This is a genomic window from Actinophytocola sp. KF-1, assembly GCF_054661535.1.
This window is the reverse complement of record NZ_BAAFVK010000014.1, coordinates 117,993-140,906: the sequence shown is the minus strand read 5'-3', so window position 1 is coordinate 140,906 and position 22,914 is coordinate 117,993. Positions and strand designations below refer to the sequence as shown.

Below are 22,914 nucleotides of genomic sequence, written 5' to 3'. Positions count from 1 at the left end.
CGAGTTTCGGCGAAAACCGAGGCACACAGGCCGAGCACCGACCGCCGCCGACCGCATCCCGGCCGAACTCGGTGGGAAGCCACCGTTTGGGTCTGGTGCTTCCACTGGCTCCTGAACAGCGATCGCGACACGTACGAGCGCGTCAGCCGGATGTGGCGGGACCATCGCGTTTCCGGCGGAGCGCGTGGAGGTCGGCTGTCAGATCGCCCCCGCGATCCGGAGCGAGGTGGCAGGCGAGTGGCAGTACCGGGACGGGACCTGGCCACGAAGGCGGGCAAGGAGGCGACGCGGACGGGCTGACCAGGGCACTGTCGCGGGGCGCGCTGGACTCGGGCGTCCTCGCGCGGCTCGATGCCGGGTTCCGCGGCGGGGACTCGCCCGAGGAGCGGAAGAAGCAGTACGCGGACCTCAAGGCCGCGCTCGGCGAACTGGAGCGGACCGTCGGCTCCCTCGTGCGCGAGGTCCGCGAGCGCGAGCGGACGTTCAAGGCCAAGCAGCGGCAGTACCGTCGGGACCGCGAGGCCCGGTACCACCGCTGACGGGGCAGCGCGGTGGCGTGCGCACCAGGATCGCGTACTCCGCGTATCCGGCCGCGGTGCGGAGACGGCGGGCCGCCGCGGATGCGGCGTCCAGCCAGCCCGCGGTTCCTCCCCGCGGTGTGACGGCGGCAGGTTGTCGGCGGGCACCGACAAATCCGGCGGACCGCGTTTTTCCGCTCAACCGTCCCGGGGGAACAGTTCGACGACCTCGCCGTCGAGCTTCGCGAGGAGGTACGCGGCGCCGTAGTCGTCGCTGAGGTAGAGCTTGAACTCCGGGGTGCCGTCGATGATGTCGGTGTCCACGACGATGTAGCGCATGGTGGGGTGCGCGACGCCGAGTTCCTTCTCCGCCCGCTGCCACAACGCGGGCAGCGCGTCCCAGTTGACGTCGTTGACGTCGAGCACGGCGCGGTCGGCGTCCACGGTGTCCGGGCCGTCGCGGGTGGCGGCGCCGTCGCGGTAGGTGAAGTCGTCGAAGCCGTTCTTGACCGACTTGGCAGGCGCGGTCGCCGTCGCGAAGTCCGGGTACAGGGTCAGGTCGGAGACCTTGGTGCCGCCCATGACCTTGCTCAGCTCCCCGATCGCCTTCCGCGCGCCGCCGGGGGTGAGGAGGTTCTCCACCTTCGCCTCGGTCGTCGTCGTGGCGGTGCCCTGCCCGGTCGGCACGTCCACGTTCGGCACCGTGGCGCCCAGCGTGGTCTCGGACCCGGCGCCGGTGTTCGACGGGGTGCCGCCGGTGTCCTTCATGCTGTTGAGGAGGAACACGACCGCGGCGATCACCACCACGGCGCTGACCGAGTACGACGCGATCATGGCGGCGGTGCGCCTGCGCTCGGCAGGCGGTCTGCGGTAGGGGATCGAGGCGGGTTCCGGCTGGTACCAGGGGCCGCTCTGCGACGGCGGGTACGCGGGTGGCGCCGCGAACGCGGGCCCGGCCGGGGTGGGCGCCCCGGCCGGCACGGGCGTGCCGTGCTCGACGGCCGCGAGCATCCGGTCCAGCTGGTCGCCGGTCGGCCGGGCGGCCGGGTCGGGCACGAGGACCGCGCGCAGCGTGGCGCCGAGCGCGCCGGCCCGCCTCGGCGGCGGCACCGGCTCGGTCATCACGGCGGCGAGCGTCGCCATCGTGCTCGCCCTGCGCATCGGGTGGTAGCCCTCGACCGCCACGTACAGCAGCATCGCGAGGGACCAGAAGTCCGACGCGGTCTGCGTCTCGTCACCGCGCAGCCGCTCCGGCGCGATGTACTCCGGCGAGCCGATCACGTCCCCCGTCGCGGTCAGCTGCGTGGAGTCGTGCAGTGCCGCGATGCCGAAGTCGGTGAGCACGGCGCTGCCGTCCGGGCGGAGCAGGACGTTGCCGGGTTTGACGTCGCGGTGCAGGATCCCGGCGGTGTGCGCGGCACGCAGCGCGGCGAGCACGTCCCGTCCGATGCGGGCCGCCTCCGCGGGCGTCAGCGCGCCCTCGTGGAGCCGGGACTCCAGCGACGTGCCGCGGACCAGCTCCATGACGATCCACGGGTACGGCGAGTCCGGCGACTCGATGATCTGGTAGATCGACACGACGTTCGGGTGCTGCAGCCTGGCGAGCGCGCGGGACTCGCGCAGCACGCGTTCCCGCTGCTGGGCGGCCAGCGCGGGGTTGTTCTCGACCATGGCGGCGTCGGCGGGGCGCACCTCCTTGATGGCGACCTCGCGCTGCAGGCCGATGTCCCGGGCCCGCCACACCGTCCCCATGCCACCGGCGCCCAGCCGTTCCAGCAGCTCGAACCGGCCGTCGACGACGCGCCCGGGCTGTCCTCTCTCAGACACCGCGCAACGCTAGCAACCGACCGTCGAGGCCGACCGTCCGACAGGCCGGTGGTTCGCACTGGCGAACGCGGACCCCCGTAACGCCGTCCGTCCAGACGCGACACAGTGAGGGCGGAGGTCACCATGACCGAGACGACGACGAGGACGTTCTGCGCGCTCTGCGTGTCCCGGTGCGGCGCGACGGCGACGGTCGCCGACGGGCGGCTCGTCGCGCTCGCGCCGGACCCCGGGCACCCGACCGGTCACGCGCTGTGCGTGAAGGGGAAGGCGGCACCCGAGCTGGTGCACCACCCCGGCAGGCTGCTGCACCCGGTGAAGCGCACCAACCCGAAGGGCGCCGCCGACCCCGGCTGGCAGCGCATCACCTGGGACGAGGCGCTCGACACCACCGCCACGCGGCTGCGCGCGCTCGCCGACGAGCACGGACCGGAGTCGGTCGGCTTCAGCTGCCCGTCCCCGTCGACGTCGGCCATGTCGGACGCGGCGGACTGGGTGATCCGGCTGCGGCGCGCGTTCGGCAGCCCGAACATGTGCGTCTACATGGAACTGTGCGGGTGGGGCCGCTACCTCGCGTCCCTCTACACCTACGGCGCGCCGGTGCCGGGTGCCTACATGCCCGACCTCGAGCGCGCGGGCTGCGTCCTGTTCTGGGGCTACAACCCGTCCGTGTCGCGGCTCGCCCACGCCACCGGCACCGTCGCCGCCCTGCGCCGGGGCGCGCGGCTCGTCGTGGTCGACCCCAGGCGGGCCGGGCTCGCCGGACGCGCCGACCACTGGCTGCGGGTCCGGCCGGGCACCGACACCGCGCTGGCGCTCGCGCTCACCGGCGTGATGATCGAGAACGGGTGGTACGACGACGACTTCGTGCGGCGGTGGACGAACGCGCCGCTGCTCGTCCGCGCCGACGACGGGCGGCTGCTGCGCACCGGGGACGGCGGGCCGGTCGCGTGGGACGGGGTCGCGGGTCGGCCCGCCGGGCACGCCGTCGACGCGGCACGACTGGCGCTGCGCGGCACGTACGAGGTCGACGGGGTGACCTGCCGGCCGGTGTTCGACCTGATCGCCGAGGAGTGCGGGCGGATGACGCCCGCCGTGGCGGCGTCGATCACCGGGGTGCCCGCGCAGGACGTGGTGGCCGCGGCACGCACGCTGTGGGAGTCCCGTCCGGTCGCCTTCTACACGTGGAGCGGGCTTGAACAGCACAGCGACGCCACGCAGGCGGTCCGCGCGATCGGCCAGCTCTACGCACTGACCGGCAGCCTCGACGTGCCCGGCGGCAACGTGCTGTTCGAGAGCGTGCCTGCGAACCCCGTCGACGGGGCGGACCTGATCAGCGTGGAGCAGCGCGCCAAGGCGCTCGGCATCGACGAGCGCCCGCTCGGGCCTGCGCGGTTCGAGTTCGTCACCGGGGACGACTTCTACACCGCGGCACTCGATGGCAGGCCGTACCGGGCACGCGGCCTGGTGAACTTCGGCGCCAACCTCGTGATGGCCCACGGCGACAGCGAACGCGGCCGCGACGCGCTCACGGCGCTCGACTTCATGGTGCACGCGGACCTGTTCATGTCGCCGACCGCGGCCCTGGCCGACATCGTGCTGCCCGCCGCGAGCGCGTTCGAGACCGAGGGCCTGAAGATCGGGTTCGAGGTCAGCCAGGAGGCCCAGTCGCTGGTCCAGCTGCGCGGACCGCTCGTGCCGCCGAGGGGCGAGGCCCGGTCCGACGTGGCGATCGTCTTCGCGCTCGCGACCCGCCTCGGGCTCGGCGAGCACTTCTGGGACGGCGACGTGGACGCGGGCCTGCGCCACCAGCTCGCGCCGAGCGGGGTGTCCCTCGAACGCCTGCGCGCCGAGCCGGAAGGTGTGCGGCTGCCGCTGGACACCCGCCACCGCAAGTACGCCGAGACCGGGTTCCGCACGCCGTCGGGGAAGGTGGAGCTGTACTCCGAGGCGTTCCTGGCGCACGGGTACCCGCCGCTGCCCGTGTTCACCGAGCCGGGCACCAGCCCCCGGTCACGGCCGGACCTCGCCGCGCGGTACCCGCTGGTGCTCACGTGTGCGAAGTCGCTGTGGTTCTGCGAGTCCCAGCACCGCGGCCTGCCGAGCCTGCGTGCCGCCGCCCCCGACCCGCGCGTCGAGCTGCACCCCGACACCGCGCGGGCCCGCGGCATCGCGGCGGGCGACTGGGTCAGCGTCGAGACCCCGCACGGCAGCGTCCGCGCCCGCGCCGCGCTCACCAAGGGCATCGACCCCGGCGTGGTCGTCGGCCAGCACGGCTGGTGGCAGGACTGCCCGGAACTGGGCCTCCCCGGCTACCCGGTGTCCGGCGAGGGCACCGCCAACCTCAACGCCGTGCTGCGCCAGCGGCCCAGCGACCCCGTGAGCGGCAGCTCGCCGCTGCGCGCGGCGCTGTGCGAGGTGACCCGGCTTCCCGGGTGAGTCGGTACCCGGCGGTCCTGTGCACCGCGGCGACGGTCGCGCGCCGCGACGCCGGGCTGCGCGCGCTGCTGACCGGGTCAGGGGTGCCGCCACACCTCGACCAGGTCGAGGCCGGTCAGCCCGGACCCGGTCAGCGTGGCGGCGAACTCGTCGCCGACGAACAGGGGACCGCGCAGCAGCTGCGGCACCTTGAACACCGGCGCCACGGCGTCGGCGCGGAAGGCGTACCGGTCGACCGCCAGGATCGCGCCGTCGTCGAACCGGACGATCTCCGAGCGGTCCTCGTCGAGCGCGTCGACCACCGTCATCGTGTTGAACACCCACAGGTCGGCGTCCGCGCAGGCGAGCGGTAGCAGTTCGCCGTGCTGTTCGAGCAGCGGCCCCAGCACGTCCACCGCCTTCGGCCGCAGCACGAGCACGTGCCCCCCGAGCCACGGCAGGTCGGCCGTGGCCCGGGGGTTGCCGTGCTCGTCGACGGTCAGCCTGCTCACCGGGACCGGCCGCCAGGTCCCGAGCCGGGAGGTGCCGTCCAGGCTCCACAGGTACTCGTGGTCGGTGTCGTGCACCGGCAGCACCCACTCGAAGCCCGGCCGGACCTCCGGCTCGTAGACCTTCACACCGTCCTCCGGATCACGGGAATCCACCGGACAGCAGGCGCTGCCTGATGTGGTTGAGCGACTGGATCACCTGCTGGCGGCTGGTGGCCCTGCCGAGCAGCTGGTTGACCGCACGGTAGTACCTCTCCGTGTGCACGGTGGAGTGTACGGCCGCCCCGGTGGGGTTCACCGACTTCAGGTTCGACGGCAGGAACACGCCGTTCGCCGCCTCGTCGATCCCGATGCCGAACCGCTGCAGCACCGCCCTCGCCGGTGCGGCGTCCGCCGCGCCGCCCGCGACGATGTGGTGTGCCGCGGTCTGCGCGGGCCGGGCGGTGCCCGCCCGCACCAGGTTGGCGCCCAGCCTGGCCGACGAGTACGGGAGCACCGCCCCGGTCGCGTTGACCACCCCGCCGGCCGCTCGGGGCGCGTTGGCGAGCGCCGAGGTGCCCATCGACCCCACGATCGACACACCGGCGTCGACCAGCTCGGCGTTCTGCCTGCTCATCCCGGCCGCCTGCAGGCCCTGGCTGGTCAGCGAGCTGGTCTCCTCGCCGGTCCAGAGCTGTCGCAGCCCCGAGCTGGTGACGTCCGCGCCGTGGACCACGACCACCGCACCGGCGACCGCGCCGACACCGGTCCACGAGGTCGCGGTGCCACCCGCGGCCCCCGCCGCCATCTCCAGCACACCGCCGACCGCCTTGACGGCACCCATCACCCGGTTCCACGTGCTGGCGCCGGTCGGGTCGGTGAGCCGCACCGGGTTGTTGTTGCCGTAGGTGTACGAGGCGAGGTTGAACGGCTGGAACACCCCGCCGTTCGGCGACCCGTCGAGGTACTCCGAGAGCGCCGGGTCCGGGCTCTGCCACTGGTCGGTCTTCGGGTTGTAGTACCGCGCCCCGTGGTAGTAGAGGCCGGTTTCCTCGTCGATCTCCTTGCCGCCGAACTGGTACGGCACCGGGGTGGGCTGAGCGGGGTGCTCGTTGACCCACGTCTCGCCGAAGGCGAAGTACTCCAGGTGCTCGGTCAGGTTGGCGTGCTCGTCGGTGACGTAGCTGGACGAGCCGAGGTGGTCGGCGTGGAAGTAGAACTGGTGGTTCTCGTAGGACTCGTCGGGCTTGACCGTCTTCGTCGCCAGCCGCGTCTCGCCGACCCAGATGTGCTTGAACGCGGTTCCGTTGCGCTCGCTGAAGTTCTGGTTCGGGTAGATGTGCGTCGGGCCCGCGTCCTTGACGATCCGGTTGCCCTCGTCGTCGTAGACGTACCGCACGGTCGCGGGCTGCTGCGGTGTCCCGCACGCGCTCGGGTCCTGCGGCAGCGTGCTGTTGCGGTTGTGGTCCTGGTTGCAGGCGAGGCGGTTCTCCTCGTCCCACACCAGCTGCCTGCGCTTGCCCGGCGCGGGCGGTTCGGTGTTGACCGTGTCGACCAGGTTGCCGTTCTGGTCGTAGGCCTGCTGCACCGGGCCGACCTTGCTCGGCGCGTGCGGTTTCCCGCTGTTGTAGGTGTAGCCGTAGGCGTAGGTCGTCTTCTTCTGGACCTGCGGCTTGCCGTCGGTCGGCGTCGGCTCGATCAGCGCCGGGTCCTCCACCGGCTCCTCGACCGGGCCGACCGGCTCCAGCGCCGGGTCGGTGACCGGGTCGGTCGCCGGGTCCGTGACCGGCTCGTCCGTCAGCACGGTGCTCGCCTCGGTCACGCTCGAGGTGGTCGAGCCCGGGTTGACGACGATCTCGTGCAGCTGGTCCTTGCTCGTCGTGTTGTGCAGCGTGTCGTAGGTGAGCGTCAGCTTCTGGCGGTCGAGCTTGTTGTCCTTGTTGCGGTACTCACCCCAGGCCGAGGTGACCTGGTACAGGTCGTCGTAGGTGAACGTCTGCACGCTCGGCCCGCCGATCGGCTTGCCGTGCGGCAGCGGCACGTCGTTGACGACCTGCGTGATGTTGCCGACCTTGTCGTAGCGGTAGCTGATGTTCTGGAACTTGTGCCCGTCCGGCAGCTGCGCCTTGAGCGTGGCGAGCTGGCGGTCGGCCGGGTCGTAGGTGTAGCTGGTGCGGACCCCGGTGCCGGTCTCCATCAGCGCGCGCTGGCCGAACTTGTCGTAGTCCAGCCGGGCGAGGTAGGTGTAGTCGAACGCGCCCTTGTGCCCGGTCGCCTTGTTGACCTGCCCGCCCGAGTCGTACTCGTAGGTGAGCACCTCGCCGTCGGGGTAGGTCATCGACAGCATCCGGTTGAACGCGTCGTAGCGGTAGGACGTGGTGTACGTCCGTGCCGGCCCGTTGATCGCGGTGACCACGCGGGTCTCCCGCGTCATCTCACCGAGCGCGCCGTACGTCCTGGTCACCGTGCCCGCGGCGTCGCGCACCGAGGCGATCCGGTTGGCGGTGCCGTCCGGCGCGCCGGGCGCGCCGTAGGTGTAGGTGACGTTGTTGCCGGGGAAGGTCGGGTAGCGGATCCCGGACAGGCGGTTGTACTGGTAGTCGTACTCGATCGCCTTGTTGCCTGCCCGGAGCTTGGCGGTGATCTTCGCGATCGTGTTGCCCGCCGGGTCGTACTTCGTCTCCGTGCGGCCGCCGTCCGGGCTGTCCACGACGGTCCGCCGGTTCAGCATGTCGTAGGCGGAGGTGGTGGTGTTGCCCTTGTCGTCCACGACGGAGGTGATCCGGCGCAGCGGGTCGTAGCCGTAGCTGGTCCAGATCACCGGCTGCCCGGCGGCCGGGTTGAACTCCTTCACCGAGGTGGTCAGCTCCCGCACGTCGGTGTACGTGCGGCACTGCTTGGCGTTCGCGTCCGTGGTCACCGTCTCGAACCGGGTCACCCCGGCGCGGTCCGGGCCGAACCCGTACGACGTCGTCGAGAACGTGTTGTCCGGGATCGTGGTGCGGGTGACGCGGTCGAGGACGTCGAACGTCTGCCGCGTCGGCTGGACGGCGTCGAACGCCGTGTTGAAGGTGGTGTTCGCCGGGCCCTTCGGCTCGGTGACCGGGTAGTAGTGCTCCACACCGCGGCCGGCGAAGTCGTACACCGTGCGCCCGGACACCGTCATCACCTGCTGCGGGTCCTGGCCCGGCGCGGTGACGACGCTCGCGTCCTTCTTCGTCTGCAGCGTCCTCTTCAGACCGTCGACGAACAGGACGGTGTCCATCGTGTCGTCCCGCACCCCGCCCGCGGTCCGGTCGACGTGCCGGGTGATCGCGTAGGGCACCGCGGCGTCGTGGTGGTACTCGAAGTCGATCGTGAACCGGTTCTCGGGCAGCTCGTACGGCCCGGTGACCGAGTCGACGCGGCCGAACACGTCGTACTCGGTGCGGACCCGCTGGCCGTTCTGGTCGGTCTCCGAGGTGGGCAGGCCGTAGTTCAGGTCGTGCGTCGAGGACGACGTGTAGCCGAAGCTGTCCTTGACGGACTCGACGTGCACGCCGACGACACCGTCGTAGGTGTAGTCGAGCCGGAACCGCTGCCCGGTCTTGTTCGCCGGCTCCGTGACCGACTTCAGGTTGCCGTCGGCGAAGTAGGCCATGTCGGTCACCGCGGCCGTGCCGTCCGCCAGGTACTCGCGCACCTGCGTCACGTTCGCGGAGCCGCAGTCCACGTCGGCCTCGCTGCGGCGGAACTGCGTGCCGCTACCGCGGATCTCGCTCGCCACCGGCAGCCCCACGACGTACGTGTCGCGGCAGGCCGCCACGGTGCCGCTGTAGCGGACGACCGTCTCCACGTCGTCGCCCGTGCCGGTGTCGGCCGCGTCGAACGTCCTCGTGACGTTGCCGAACTCGTCGTAGGAGTTCTCGAGGTAGGTCGACTTGCCCGGGGTCGCCTGGCCTTCGTGGAAGTGCCGGTCGGTGCGGGCCAGCAGAGGGAACACCGTCGCGGTCGTGCTCCTGGCACTGGCCGGCTGGCCGGTGAGGACGTCACGCAGCTGGTAGGTGTTCACCGTCTCCAGGAACGGCCGGTTCGCGCCGTCCGTGGTCAGCGACCGGGTGAGCAGGCCACGCGTGTAGTAGCCGTCGGTGCGGTAGGTGTCGGTCACCGTGCGGTAGACGGCGTCGCCGTTGCCCGCGTCCCGCTGCCGCGCCACGACCGTGCCGAACCCGAGGAACTCGCGCTCCAGCCGGTCGTACTTGCCGTTCTCGTAGGAGAACGTCATCACCTGGCGGTCCTGGCCGTCGCCCGGGTGGCCGTCGAACACGACCGTGCGCGACAGCACCCAGCGCGAGTCGGGGGAGTCGTAGGTGTTGCCGTCCCGGGTGTAGTCGAGCCCGATGCGGCCGCCCAGCGGGCGGGACACCGTCTTGAGCAGGTTCGTCCGCCCGGTCCGGTTCTCCGCGACCACCAGCTCGCTGTCCTCGGTGGACCTGACCTGGTCGACGTAGCCGTCGCCGTTGACGTCGCGCAGCGCGACCTCGGTCCGGCCGATGCCGGTGGTCACGTCCGCGCCCGGGTTGAACACGATGCAGCCGAAGACGAAGCAGAACCCGAACGTGAAGTACGCGCCGCCGCCCAGTGACGCGTTGGCGTCCGCGTTCACGCTCGACATGCCGCCGCCGAACCGCACCGGCGCGGCGAACCCGTTGCCGGTGTTGATGGCGACCGCGACGGGGTTGCCGCCGTCGGCGAACACGCGGTCCTGCAGACCGTCGCCGTTCATGTCCATCAGCGTCGCGTCGGACTTCGACGTCCCGACCGCCGCGGACACACCGCCCGCGAAGCCGTAGTAGTCGGTGTTGAAGCCCAGGTTCACCCCGGCGTTGGTGGTCTTGCCCGCGTTCAGCGGACCACCCGGCCACGGCTCCCGCGCCGCGAACGAGTACCCGAGGTTCAGCGCGGCGTCGCCGTTCTCGTAGACCTTGTCCGGCAGGCCGTCGCCGTTGATGTCCTGCAGGTCGTGCTTGGCGTCGGACTCGCCGCCGCCGAGGTTGCCGCCGACGCCGAGCGTGGGCATCTCGGTGCCCGCCTTGGCGCTGTTGGCGTTCGTGCCGCCGGTCGGCACGTCCTGGCCGCGCGCGGTGGAGCTGGTGCGCGCCGGGCTGCCCGCGTTCGCGGACACGCTGTAGGCCAGCGAGTCCGACTCGCGGACGCTGCCGCCGACGCTGCCCCGGGTGTCGCCGAGACCGCCGTACGGGTTGGAGTACTGCACCCCCGCCGAGCCGACGACGTCCGGGAACCGGTCGGCGTTGAGGTCGAGGAAGTCGACCTGCCCGGTGCTCTCACCCTTCGCGACGCTCGCGCCCGCGCCGATGCCCGGGATGCCCACGCCGAACGTCGTGGAGATCTGCTGCGTGCGGCCGCGCCGGGACACACCGGTGGCACCGGCGAAGTCCGCGTCGCTGACCACGTCGATGGTGTCCATGCCGAACCGGGAGCTGGCCGCGCCCGCCGCGGCGACCCACGTGCCGTCGTCGGCGCCCGCCCAGCGGCCCTGCGCGGGCAGCGGCGCGAACACGACGATCTTCGGCAGGTCCACGGACGGGTTCTCGCTGAACCCGGGGACGTCGGCCTCGGTCGGGCCGTCCGGCAGCGAGTCCCGGTAGTCCTCGTCGATCACCAGGTCGGACTGGTTGATCGGGCTGGACGCCCTGGTCCGGTTGCCCTCGTAGCCGATGGCGGCCCAGCCGCGGTACGGCTGCGCGAACGCGCCCTGCTCGACCGCGGCGTGCAGCGCGCTCGGCACCGCGGCGCCGTTCACCTCGACCGACTGCGCCGAGAGCCGCGACAGCAGCGCCGGGGACGTGGTCGAGAAGTCGAAGAACAGCTCGTCGCCCTGGGTGACGTCGACGGTCAGCGGCGCGATCGCGCCGACCACGCCGTCGGTGATCGTGATCGCCCGCTTCGCCAGCAGCGCACCGCGCTTCTTGACCGTGAACACGACCCGCGCGTCGGGCGTCTGGCCCGCGAAGTCGAACGCGAGCGCGGGCTGCACGGAGATCTGCCCGGTCTGCGCCACCGGGTACGAGCCCTGCGGCGCGGTCAGCGTGCTCGCCGGGTAGACGTCCATCTCGTACGGCGGGTTGATCGTCAGCGTCGGGTTGCCCGCGTCGTCGACGACCTCGTCGACCCCCTCGGCCGCGGTGTAGTGCGCCTTCGGCACCCACCGCACGGCGCCTGCGTCGATGGGGGAGTCGACCCGCAGCCGCCACGACAGCGTGTCGTTCGCGGTCACCGGGATGTCGAGGTCCACGGTCGCGGTGCCGCCCGCGCCGGCGGACAGGGTCTCGCTGTACACGTCGGTGCCGTTGCGGGTGATCACGACCGTGACGTCGTCGGTCGTCGGGCCGGACTTCACCACGTCACCGGACAGGTGCAGCGTGCCGGTGAGCGGCGCGGTGACCAGCGACGGCCTGCCCGCGAGCGTGAAGTCGCGGGAGGCGAGGAAGCGGGTGTCGTCCAGGCCGTTGACGTCCGTGCCCGCGGCGAGGTTCGTGTAGGCGACGTCCGGGTCCCACGCGACCTGGTCGTACTGGCCGTCCAGCACGGACTGCACGCGGAAGTACAGCGCGTCGCCCTTCCGGACCTGGACGCTGTCGACGCCGGTCGGCGCGAACTCGATGTGGTCGGACGGGCCGATGCGCTGGGCCCACAGCTCGGTGTCCTCGTGCTGGATCGTGACCCGCACGCCGTCGGCGCGGGTGTAGGCGGCGCGCTCGGGGCTGGTGTCCTCGACCAGCCGCACGCGGCCGTCGACCCGGACCGTGCCGTCGTACGGGGCGATCCAGCGGCGCACGCTGTCCAGCAGCGGGAACGCGTCGACCTGGCGCTCGAACTCGGCGGTCTGGTCGCCGACGATCGTGCCGGACACCCCGCCCGCGCCGACCGGCACCGGGGTGTCGGCGCTGTTCGCGCTGTAGGCCGGGTTGCCGTGCTCGTCGAGGTGTCCGAACAGGACACTGCCGTTGTTGACGAGGTCGGTGATGCCGTCCCCGTTCACGTCGGAGAAGTAGCGGTCGGAGCTGGTCGTGGTGGACACGTAGTCCAGCTGGGCCGCGACGCCGAAGTAGGACTCGACGCCGACCGTGCCGGAACTGGTGCGCTCCGAGGAGATGCCGGGCAGGTTCGTCAGGCGGATCGGGGTGTCGCCGAAGCGGGCCTGCCCGTTCGGGCCGGACAGGTTGGGGCGGTAGAAGATCCCGCCGCCGTCCCGGAACACCTTGTCCGGCAGGTTGTCGCCGTTGACGTCGGCGAGCGCGAGCAGCCCGTCGGAGGAGCCCGCGTTGTAGCCGACCTTCACGCCCGCGGAGTTGGACTTGCTGGGGCTGGTCGGGTTGTAGCCGACGTAGAGGTGCCCGCCCGCGCCCTTCGAGGTGTTCGAGGCGAGCGCGCTGGCCTCGCCGTTGCCGCGCAGTCCCACGCCGAGCCCGTCGTCCGGCACGGACCAGCCGGTCTGCTGGGTGAACGCGTCGTACGCGCCGGAGGAGTCGCGGACGTCGTCGAAGTACTCGAACTCGTGGGTGTTGAAGAGCGAGTTGTCCTCGCCGAACTGCGAGACCGACCGCAGCAGCGTCTTGTGGAACGCGCCGGTGCCGTAGTTCAGCTCGTAGGCGCGGACGAGGTTGTCGTCGAGCCGGACCTCCACGCGCCGCAACAGGTCCGCGGTGACCTTCTTGAACCCGTTGCGCGCGTCGATGCCCACGTCCGGGCGGCGCGGCTCACCGCGCTCGCGGTCGCGGACGAACGTCACCGAGTAGCGGCCCTCGGTCGTGCCGTGACCGGTGTAGGTGATCTTCTTCGGGTAGAGGTTCCAGCCCGGCACCGACCCGTTCGCGACACCGCCGTCCTGGACGCGCACGCTGCGGTAGCGGATGAAGTTGCCGTCGGCGTCGCGGGTCTCGCGCAGCGCCCACATCGCGATGTTGCCGTGCGCGTCCGTCAGCAGGGAGTCGGTGACCGGGGCGACCACACCGCCGTAGAAGTGGCGGGTGCCGTCCTTCTCGGTGACCTCCCACCAGTAGTTCGCGGGGCTGTCGCCGTGCCGGACGATCCTGCTGAAGCTGCCCTCGACGCGGGTGTGGAACACCTTCTCCGCGGTCCGCGCGACCGCGGGCCCGCGGTGGGCGACCGGCGTGAGCTGCTCACCGTTCAGCAGGTAGGTCTCGGTCTCCTTGGCGCCGTCGTAGCGCGGCACGCCCCACCGGGTGTCGATGGTGATGGCCGGGACGGTCAGGTCCCAGCCGACGCCCGCCCACCCGTTGCCCGCGCCCGAGTTGTACTGGAGGGCGAGGGAGGGTTGTAAGTTCACCCGCCCGGGGGGTACCTCGATGGGGTACCCGAGTCGCGCCTGGCCCTGGTTGTTGGCTGTCGGTGGCTCGATGAGGTTGATCCCGGCGCCCGGGTCGCCCGCCTTGACGTCCTTCATCTTGTTCGGGTCGAACGCCTGCCCCTCGGGGTACTCGGGGGTCTCCACCCCGAGCGTGTCCGTCGAGGTCCCGGCGGTGGTGCCCGGCAACTGGCCCGACGTGAGCGCGCCGGCGAGCATGGCGAGGATCAGCAGGAGGATGCCGACACCGCGGCGAGCGCGCCGTGGCGCGGGCGAAACACTGCGTGCTGACTTCATGGCGCTCCCTCATCGGACCGATATCCAGATCAGGTATCGCCGGTGGAGAGGAATCGGTTACCGCGCTTACCGACAATTTTCGGCCGATTTCCCATGGGGTCCACGGAAACGGCTCCGCAGGACCGAACGGCCGTATTTACTGCCCCATACAGCGTCCGCCGACGACGCCGATCGCCGTGAGGATGCCGTTGAACTGCGGATATGTGGTGATGATCGACTGCGATCCACCGGGGTCGCGATCATGACGCGCGTTTTCCAAGTTTTTGTTCACAGTAATCCCATGGATTTTTCGAATATCATCCGGCCGGGTTCGCCCCTGGGTGTGTCAAAGTGGCGTTACTCCTGGCGGGAGCCGATCCCAGCAGTTCGAGCGCTGCGCGCCCGGCCCGCGCAGCGGCCCTTGCCGATCCAAGCCGGGCGCGGCTCACCACGGACCGCCTGCCTGCCATCCCGGCGACCTGCCCTCCCGCGAGGAGGCCCCGCCCGGCGGGAAACTCACGGCCGAAACGTGCGCCGGTAGGCATCAGGGGCCACGCCGACCACACGATGGAAGTGCCGGCGCAACGTGGTGGCGGTACCCATCCCGGCGGCCGCGGCCACCCGGTCCACGCTGTCGTCAGTGCTCTCCAGCAACTCCTGAGCCCGCCGGATCCGCTGCGTCAGCAACCACTGCAACGGCGTGGTCCCCGTGACCGCCCGGAACTGCCGGGTCAGATGGCGAGCACTCATGTTCGCCCGCCGGGCGAGGTCTTCCACCGTCAACGGCTGGTCCAGTCGTGCCGACACCCACGGCAGCAGGTCCGCCAACGGGTGATCATCCTGGGCCGGCACCGGCGTCGTGACGAACTGTGCTTGCCCGCCCGCCCGGTGCGGCGGCACCACCAGGCGGCGGGCGACCACGTTCGCGACCGTCGAGCCGTGGTCACGTCGCACCATGTGCAGGCACAGGTCCATCGCCGCCGCCTTGCCTGCCGACGTCAGCACGCTGCCGTTGTCCACATAGAGCACATCGGGGTCGACCGTCACCGCCGGGTAGCGTGCCGCCAGCTCGTCCGTGTGCGCCCAGTGCGTGGTCGCCCGCAACCCGTCGAGCAGGCCCGCGGCGGCCAGCACGAACGCGCCCGTGCACAGCGACGCCACCCGCGCGCCCGCCTCGTGGGCCGCGCGCACCGCGGACACCAGGTCGTCAGGCGGTGGCGACTCCACGTCGGCCAGCGCGGGCACGATCACGGTGCCGGCGTCCGCCAGGCGATCGAGTCCGTGGTCCGGCTCCACCGCGAACCGGCCCACCCGCACCGGGTGCGAGCCGCACACCCGCATGTCGTACCACGGGCCGGGCAGCGCCGCGGGGGCGGCGCCGAACACCTCGCACGCCATCGACAGTTCGAAGTGGAGCATCCCGTCGGTGGCGGCGACCGCGACCGAGCGCGAGGTGGAGCGCATGTCGGAAATTGTACGGGTCGTGTCGTTCCGGACACTGGGCAGCGACGCCCCGGGGCACGACGATCTTCCCCATGAAGCACGTCGAAGAAGCGGGAAACGTGGCCGTCTACGGGGCCTACGGGCACACCGGCCGGTTCGTGGTCGCCGAGCTGCGCAGACGCGGGTACACCCCGCTGCTCGTCGGCCGCGACGGCGGCAAGCTGGCGGCGCTCGGACCGGCGACCCGGCAGGCCGCGGTCGACGACCCCGCCGCGCTCGACCGCGCGCTCGCGGGCGCGGCCGCCGTGATCAACTGCGCGGGACCGTTCGCCACGACCGCGGCTCCGCTCGTCGAGGCGGCCCTGCGCGCGGGGATCCCGTACGTCGACGTGGCGGCCGAGATCGAGGCGAACCTCGACACGTTCGCCCACTTCGGGGCGCGGGCCGAGGCGGCGGGTGTCCTGGTGGTCCCCGCGATGGCCTTCTACGGCGGGCTCGGCGACCTCCTCGTCACCGCCGCCATGGGCGACTGGGCGGCGGCCGACGAGGTGCACATCGCCTACGGCCTGAGCAGCTGGCACCCGACCGCGGGCACGCTCGCCGCCGGTGCCGTGTCGAGCAGCAGGCGGGGCGGCCGCCGCGTGCGCTTCCGCGGCGGCCGGATCGAGTACCACGACGACCCGCTGCCCACCCTCGCGTGGCCCTTCCCGGACCCGCTCGGCACTCAGGACGTCATCGGCGAGTTCAGCATGGCCGACATCGTCACCGTGCCCAGCCACCTGAAAGTCCCCGAGGTGCGCACCTACATGACCGCCACGGCGGCCGCCGACCTGGCCGGCGCGCAGGCCCCGGCACCCGTCGACGAGCACGGCCGTTCCGCGCAGACGTTCGTCGTCGACGTGCTCGTCCGCTCGGGCGGCGCCGAACGCCGGATCACGGCCGCGGGCCGGGACATCTACGCGATCAGCGCGCCGCTCGCCGTGGAGGCCGTCGACCGGATCCGCACCGGCCGCACCAGGACCACGGGTGTCGCGTCCGCGGGCGCGGCGTTCGACGCCCGCGACTTCCTCGGCGCCCTGTCGGCGCACCTGGCGGTGGGCGACCGGTCAGCGGTAGAGGCCGAGCAGTGACCGGGTGGCCGCGTCGACGATCTCGTCGGCGGACGCGGTGAGCGCGCCGTCCAGCCACGCGGTCACCAGCTCGGCCATGCCGCCGATGAACAGCAGGCCCGCGGTCTCGTCCTCGTTCTCGCTGCGGTCGGACGGGCCGAGCCGCGCGCGGGCCTCGAGCGCGGACTGGTGGGCGAGGTGGCGCAGGAGCTCGGTCCTGCGCTGCCGCAGCTTGGGCACGGCGACGGACTCCACGATCGCCACCCGGCCCTTGCGGGGGTCGTCGAGCAGCAGCCGCACGAACGCGCGGATCGACGCGCGCACGCGTGCCTCCGGGTCCGCGCCCGCCTCGTCGGCGGCCGCCCGGCTGGTCTCCTCGATCTCGGCGGCGATGTCGTTCATCACCGCCTCGAGCAACGCGTCCAGCCCGGGGAAGCTCTCGTAGAAGTACCGTTCGGACAGCCCGGCCTCGGCGCAGACGGCGGTCATCGTGGTCCGCGTGTCCGGGTCCGCCCACACCGCGAGCGCGGCCTCGAGCAGCCGGGCGCGGCGCGCGGCGGCACGCTCCTCGGCGCTGACGCCCCGGTAGACCCCGGACTGCACGGCCATGCGCCCCACCATGCCACATCGGACGCACCGCGCAAGGTTGACAGGACGCCCTTCCTGAATAAGGCTGAGCGTGACCGCTGCCACACCAGCGCGAGGTGAGTCCATGACGGCCGAAACCCTCGACCCACGTCCGATCCCGGCGCTGCGCCGCGACGACCGCGGCCTGCCGTTCATCGGCCAGATCCTGGAGTACGCGAAGGACCCGGTCGGTCTCTACCGGCGCCACTGGGAGCGCTACGGCCCGGTCGCTCCCTTCCGGACCGTCGGCAGGACCGCGGCGGCGATGCTGCTCGGACCGGACGCGTGCGGCGAGGCGCTGCAGAACAAGGACAAGGCGTTCGCCAACGGACCCGCGTGGTCCCAGCTCGTCGGGCCCTTCTTCCACCGCGGCCTCATGCTCATCGACTTCGACGAGCACCTGGCGCACCGCCGGATCATGCAGGAGGCGTTCGTCCGGCCCAGGCTGGAGGCCTACACACGGAGGCTGCACCCGGCCATCGAGCAGGGCATGGCGTCTTGGGCGGCGGACACGGAGTTCCCGTCGTACTGGCGGCTGAAGCAGTTGACCCTCGACATCGCCGCCGACCTGTTCATGGGCGGCGCGCGGGACACCAGCCAGGCCGAGATGGACCGCGTCAACAAGGCGTTCATCGCCTGCGTCCAGGCCGCCGGCGGGATCGTCCGCGCGAACGTCCCGTTCACCCGCTGGGGCCGGGCCTACCGGGGCCGCACGGTGCTGGAGAGCTTCCTGCGCCACTACCTGCCCGCCAAGCGCGCGACGGAGACCGACGACATCTTCTCCGTGCTGTGCCACATCGAGACCGACGACGGCGACCGGTTCAGCGACGACGACGTCATCAACCACATGGTGTTCCTGATGATGGCGGCGCACGACACGTCGACCATCACCACGTCCACGATGCTGCAGTACCTGGGACAGCACCCGGTCTGGCAGGAGCGGTGCCGCGCGGAGGCGCTCGCACTCGGCCCGGCCCCGTCCGCGGCCGAGCTGGAAGGGCTGGTCTCGATCGACCTGGTGATGCGCGAAGCGCTCCGGTTGCGTGCGCCCGTCCCGGTGCTGGTGCGGCACACGGTCAAGGACACCGTCGTGCAGGGCGTGCGCATCCCCGCGGAAACCAGTGTGGCGCTGGGCATCCAGTTCACCCACCTGATGGCCGGCTACTGGACCGACCCCATGGCGTTCGACCCGGACCGGTTCTCCCCGGAGCGCCGCGAGGACCGGTCGCACCGGTTCGCGTGGCTGCCGTTCGGCGGCGGCGTGCACAAGTGCATCGGCATGTACTTCGCGGGCCTGGAGGTCAAGGCGATCATGCACCGGCTGCTGCGCGAGTACCACTGGCGCGTCGACCCGGCGTACGAGCCGCCGATGGACAACCACTCCCTGCCGTTCCCGAAGGACGGCCTCCCCATCACCCTGGTCAGGAACTGAGCATGGACTTCGACGACACCCCGGAGGAAGCCGCCTGGCGGGCGGAGGTGCGCGCGTTCCTGGAACGGCACCGGGCGGAGGGCACGGCCACGGACACGGGCACGGCCAGGGCGTGGCAGGCGACCCTGTACGACGCCGGGTACGTCGGCGTCACCTGGCCTGCCGAGGCGGGCGGCCGCGGCGGCACCCCGATGCGGCAGGCGATCATCGACCAGGAGATGGCCCGTCTCGACATGCGGCCGCTGATCAACCTGATCGGCATCGGCATGTGCGGGCCGACGGTGATCGTGCACGGCAGCGACGATCAGAAACGGCGTTACCTCACGCGGTTGCTCCGCGCCGACGACATCTGGTGCCAGCTGTTCAGCGAACCCGCCGCGGGCAGCGACCTCGCCGGGCTGCGCACCAGGGCCGTCCGCGACGGCGACGGCTGGCTGGTCAACGGGCAGAAGGTGTGGACGACCCGCGCGCACCTCGCCGACCACGGCATCCTGCTCACCAGGACCGACCCGGACGTGCCCAAGCACCGCGGCCTGACCATGTTCGTGGTCGACATGAAGGCGCCCGGCGTCACCGTCCGGCCGCTGCGCCAGATGAGCGGCGGCGCGGACTTCAACGAGGTGTTCTTCGACGACGTGGCCATCCCCGACACCGAGCGGCTCGGCGCCGTCGGCGACGGCTGGCGGGTGGCGCTGACGACGTTGATGAGCGAGCGGCTCTCCCTGGGCGGTGGCGGCACCGGCATCGGGCCGACGGCCGAGACGGTGGCCCGGCACGTCGCCGAGCACCTCGGCGGCCTGTCACCGGACCGGCAGGCGCTCGCGCGGCAGGCGCTGGGCCGGGCGTACGTCAGCGTGCTCGGCGCCCGGTACACCGGGTACCGGCAGCTGTCGAAGCTGTCGCGCGGCGAACTGCCCGGGCCGGAGGCGTCGGCGGGGAAGCTCTCCGGCACCCGGTCGGCCCGCGACCTCGCCGACCTCGCGGTGCGCGTGCTCGGCGACGACGCGCCCGTCGGCGGCGGCTTCTGGCACGACCTCCAGGCCGGGCTCCCCGGGATGGCGATCGCGGGCGGCACCGACGAGGTGCTGCGCAACATCATCGGTGAGCGGGTGCTCGGGCTGCCCGCCGAGCCCCGCGCCGACAAGGGCGTCTCGTTCCGGGAGAGCGTCGAGGGGACGCGGGCATGAACTTCGACCTGGACCCCGAGCACCTCGACGTCGCCGCCGCGGCGCGGGACTTCCTGTCGGCGACGGCGTCCCCGGCCGCGGCCAGGGCGGCGCTGGACGGCGGCGCCGCGATCCAGCCGGGCCGCGCGGAGCTGGTCAAGAGCGGCTTCGCCACGATCACCGTCCCGGAGCGCGCGGGCGGGGGCGGCGGCAGCGTCCTCGACCTCGCCGTGGTGGCCGAGCAGGCCGGGCGCGTGCTCGCCGGCCCCTCGCTGGTGACCTTCGCGCGGGCCGCCGTGCTGCTGGACGGTGCCGCGCTCGCCGGCCTCGCCGCCGGTGACCTGAACGTCGCGATCGTCGACGGTGGACCCGTCCTCGACGCCGCCTGCGCGGACACGTTCCTCGCGCTGCGGGACGGCGCACTGGTCCGCGGCCCGGGCACGGTCACCGTCCGCGAGCCGATCGACCCGACCCGCGGCCTCGGCGACGTGGTGCTCGGCGAGACCGAGGTGCTCGTGCCGGACGCGGCCGAGCGGTGGCGGCGGGGCGAACGCGTCGGCCGCACGATCCTCGCCGCCGAGGGCCTCGGCGCCGCGGCCAGGGTGCTGGAGATGGGTGTGGCGTACGCGAAGCAGCGGCACGCCTTCGGTCGCGCGATCGGTTCGTACCAGGCCGTCAAGCACATGCTGGTCGACGTCTACGTCGAGGTGGAGCAGCTGCGGTCGCTGGTGTGGTGGGCGGCGTGGGCGGCCGACCACGCGCCGGACGAGCTGCCGCTGGCCGCGGCCGCCGCGAAGGCCGCCGCGGCCACGACCCTCGAACACGCGGCGGAGACGGTGATCCAGGTGCACGGCGGCATCGGCTTCACGTGGGAGCACGACGCGCACCTGTACTGGCGCAGGTCCAAAGTGGACCGTTTCCTGCTCGGCGACGACGTGGCGGCCCACGACGAGGTCGCGCGACTGGCGGTGACGCGATGACCGGCATGGGAGAGCACAACCTGGCCGTCCTGGCCGAGGACGCGTACGCGCGGCTCGGCGACTACGAGTCCCTGTTCTTCGAGGGCAGGTGGCTGACCACCGGGGAGATCAACGACCGCGCGGCACGGGTCGCGGGCGGCCTGCGTGCCCGCGGCGTGGCGCCGGGCGATCGGGTGGTCGTGATGATGATGAACACGCCCGAGGTCTTCATCTCCTACCGCGCGATCTGGCGGGCCGGTGCCGTCGTGACGCCGGTGATCTTCCTGCAGACGGTGCCGGAGCTGCGGCACATCCTCACCGACTCCGGCGCGACCGCGGCGATCATCAGCGCGGAGCTCGTGGACCTGTTCCGCGGTGCCGCCGAGGGGCTGGACATCGCGACGTTCGTCGTCGGCGGCTCGTTCGACGGGCTGGCGGCGAGCGAACCGGCCGGGATCGAGCCACGCGCCGACGACGACCTGGCGGCGCTGCTCTACACCGGCGGCACGACCGGCAGGGCGAAGGGCGTCATGCTCAGCCACCGCGGGCTGTGGGAGTCCGGCCGCGGCCTCCAGCTCGCCGCCAGGACCACGGACACGACGCGGTCGTTGCTGCCACTGCCGCTGTCGCACGCGTACGGGTTGATCGTCACGATCAGCGCGCTGCACTCCGACCGCAGGCCGGTGTCGGTGCTGCAGCGGTGGTTCGACCCCGCGGCCTGGCTGGCGCTCGTCGCCGAGCACAAGCTGGAGACGAGCCCGGTGGTGCCCGCCATGTTGCAGGCGCTGCTGGCCCAGCCGCGCGCCGGCCACGACCTGTCGTCGCTGCGGTCGTTCGGCTCCGGCGGCGCGACGCCTCCGCCCGCGGTGCGGGCGGAGGCGGAGAAGGTGTTCGGCGTGACCGTGCTGCAGGGCTACGGCCTCACGGAGGCGAGCGCGGCGGTCGCGGCCGAGACGGTCACCGACCACCGGCCCGGCAGCGTCGGGAAACCCCTGCCGCACGCGGAGGTCGCGATCCTCGACCCGGACGGCAAGCCGGTGCCCGCGGGGGAGGAGGGCGAGATCTGCGTGCGCGGCCACGGCGTGATGCTCGGCTACTGGCACGACCCGGAGCAGACGGCGAGCACCATCCGCGACGGCTGGCTCCACACCGGCGACGTCGGCCGCCTCGACGCGGACGGCTACCTGTACGTCGTGGACCGGATGAAGGACCTGATCATCCGCGGCGGCTTCAACGTGTACCCCCGCGACGTCGAGGACGCGCTGCTGGAACACCCCGCGGTGCAGGTGGCCGCGTGCGTCGGCAGGTCCGACCCGGACCGCGGCGAGGAGGTGGTCGCGGCGGTGCAGCTGGTGCCCGGCCACGGGGTGACGGGCGCGGAACTGGTCGAGTTCGCGAAGGCCCGGCTGGCGAAGTACAAGTACCCGCGCGAGGTGGTGGTGCTCGACGCGGTGCCGCTGACGAGCGTGGGAAAGATCAACCGCAAGGCGGTGCGCGACCTGCTCGGCTGACCGGGCACTAGTGTGCTGAGGCATGAGCAGGGGAGTTCTCGTCACCGGCGCGTCCGGTGGGATCGGCAGGGCCATCGCGGTCGCGTTCGCACGTGGGGGTGACCGGGTCGCGGTGCACTACTCGGCGCGCCGGGCCGAGGCCGAACAGACCCTCGGCGCGCTGCCCGGGGACGGGCACGCGCTGGTGTCCGGCGATCTCGCCGACCCCGCGCAGGTCGCGGACCTCGCCGCGGCCGCGGGCGCCGCGCTCGGCGGTGTCGACGTGCTCGTCAACAACGCCGCCGTCGTGACCAGCGGCTACTCGGTGGCGAACACCGGCTACGACGACTGGCAGCGTGCCTGGCAGGACACCCTCGCCGTGAACCTGTTCGGCGCGGCCAACCTGAGCTACTGCGTGGCGCGTGCCCTGATCGAGCGCGGTGTCGAAGGCGCCATCGTCAACGTCGGCTCCCGTGGCGCGTTCCGCGGTGAGCCGGACGCGCCCGCCTACGGGGCGAGCAAGGCGGGCCTGCACGCACTGGGCCAGTCCCTCGCCGTGTCCCTCGCGCCGCACGGCATCTCGGTCACGTCCGTGGCGCCGGGCTTCGTCGAGACCGACCGGGTCGCCGACCGGCTGTCCGGCGCGAGCGGCGCCGCGATCCGCGCGCAGAGCCCGTACGGCCGGGTCGCCACCCCGGAGGAGGTCGCCGCCGCCGTCCGCTACCTGGCCTCACCGGAGGCCCGCTGGTCGACCGGCGCCGTGCTCGACGTCAACGGCGCGTCCTACCTGCGCTGA

The 22,914-nt window shown here is 72.2% G+C and carries 13 protein-coding genes; 8 read left to right on the top strand and 5 right to left on the bottom strand.

Annotated elements, in window-relative coordinates:
• Positions 1-152: 152 nt before the first annotated feature.
• Positions 153-539: a hypothetical protein gene (locus ACYQ77_RS35905; protein ID WP_459719729.1), complete on the top strand. Its 387-nt coding sequence runs from the start codon at positions 153-155 to the stop codon at positions 537-539.
• A 177-nt stretch (positions 540-716) separates the two neighbouring features.
• Here ACYQ77_RS35905 and ACYQ77_RS35900 read toward each other — a convergent pair whose 3' ends face one another.
• On the bottom strand, positions 717-2,345 hold the full coding sequence (locus tag ACYQ77_RS35900) for a serine/threonine-protein kinase (RefSeq protein WP_459719727.1): 1,629 nt from the start codon (positions 2,343-2,345) through the stop codon (positions 717-719).
• Positions 2,346-2,468: 123 nt separating this feature from the next.
• Here ACYQ77_RS35900 and ACYQ77_RS35895 point away from each other — a divergent pair, with 123 nt between their 5' ends.
• A complete protein-coding gene (locus tag ACYQ77_RS35895; RefSeq protein ID WP_459719725.1) occupies positions 2,469-4,781 on the top strand; it encodes a molybdopterin-containing oxidoreductase family protein in 2,313 nt (770 codons plus the stop codon).
• Between the two features lie 77 nt (positions 4,782-4,858).
• On the opposite strand, the gene ACYQ77_RS35890 is transcribed toward ACYQ77_RS35895, so the two are convergent.
• The 3 genes from ACYQ77_RS35890 to ACYQ77_RS35880 all read right to left on the bottom strand — a co-directional run bounded on the left by ACYQ77_RS35890 (position 4,859) and on the right by ACYQ77_RS35880 (position 15,356).
• On the bottom strand, positions 4,859-5,398 hold the full coding sequence (locus ACYQ77_RS35890; RefSeq protein WP_459719724.1) for a hypothetical protein: 540 nt from the start codon (positions 5,396-5,398) through the stop codon (positions 4,859-4,861).
• Positions 5,399-5,411: 13 nt separating this feature from the next.
• On the bottom strand, positions 5,412-13,913 hold the full coding sequence (locus tag ACYQ77_RS35885) for a SpvB/TcaC N-terminal domain-containing protein (RefSeq protein ID WP_459719722.1): 8,502 nt from the start codon (positions 13,911-13,913) through the stop codon (positions 5,412-5,414).
• A 495-nt stretch (positions 13,914-14,408) separates the two neighbouring features.
• Entirely contained in the window at positions 14,409-15,356 is a 948-nt protein-coding gene (locus tag ACYQ77_RS35880; RefSeq protein WP_459719719.1) for a helix-turn-helix domain-containing protein, read from the bottom strand.
• Between the two features lie 71 nt (positions 15,357-15,427).
• On the opposite strand from ACYQ77_RS35880, the gene ACYQ77_RS35875 reads away from it, so the two are divergent.
• Positions 15,428-16,465 carry a saccharopine dehydrogenase NADP-binding domain-containing protein gene (locus ACYQ77_RS35875; RefSeq protein ID WP_459719717.1) on the top strand — a complete coding sequence of 346 codons (1,038 nt, stop codon included), beginning with the start codon at positions 15,428-15,430 and terminating at the stop codon, positions 16,463-16,465.
• Here ACYQ77_RS35875 and ACYQ77_RS35870 read toward each other — a convergent pair.
• Positions 16,442-17,053, bottom strand: a complete 612-nt coding sequence (locus ACYQ77_RS35870) for a TetR/AcrR family transcriptional regulator (RefSeq protein ID WP_459719714.1) — start codon at positions 17,051-17,053, stop codon at positions 16,442-16,444. The two genes, ACYQ77_RS35875 and ACYQ77_RS35870, sit on opposite strands and share 24 nt — an antisense overlap.
• 103 nt (positions 17,054-17,156) lie before the next feature.
• Between ACYQ77_RS35870 and ACYQ77_RS35865 the strand changes: the two genes are divergently transcribed.
• From ACYQ77_RS35865 to ACYQ77_RS35845, 5 genes are read left to right on the top strand one after another with little or no spacing between them, the layout of a single operon-like run.
• Positions 17,157-18,503: a cytochrome P450 gene (locus tag ACYQ77_RS35865; protein WP_459719711.1), complete on the top strand. Its 1,347-nt coding sequence runs from the start codon at positions 17,157-17,159 to the stop codon at positions 18,501-18,503.
• A gap of 2 nt (positions 18,504-18,505) precedes the next feature.
• On the top strand, positions 18,506-19,690 hold the full coding sequence (locus ACYQ77_RS35860; RefSeq protein WP_459719709.1) for an acyl-CoA dehydrogenase family protein: 1,185 nt from the start codon (positions 18,506-18,508) through the stop codon (positions 19,688-19,690).
• Positions 19,687-20,649, top strand: a complete 963-nt coding sequence (locus ACYQ77_RS35855) for an acyl-CoA dehydrogenase family protein (RefSeq protein ID WP_459719706.1) — start codon at positions 19,687-19,689, stop codon at positions 20,647-20,649. Before ACYQ77_RS35860 ends, ACYQ77_RS35855 begins: the two co-directional genes overlap by 4 nt.
• Entirely contained in the window at positions 20,646-22,139 is a 1,494-nt protein-coding gene (locus ACYQ77_RS35850; RefSeq protein WP_459719703.1) for a class I adenylate-forming enzyme family protein, read from the top strand. The genes ACYQ77_RS35855 and ACYQ77_RS35850 overlap by 4 nt, the downstream gene beginning before the upstream one ends.
• 22 nt (positions 22,140-22,161) lie before the next feature.
• Positions 22,162-22,914: an SDR family NAD(P)-dependent oxidoreductase gene (locus ACYQ77_RS35845; protein ID WP_459719701.1), complete on the top strand. Its 753-nt coding sequence runs from the start codon at positions 22,162-22,164 to the stop codon at positions 22,912-22,914.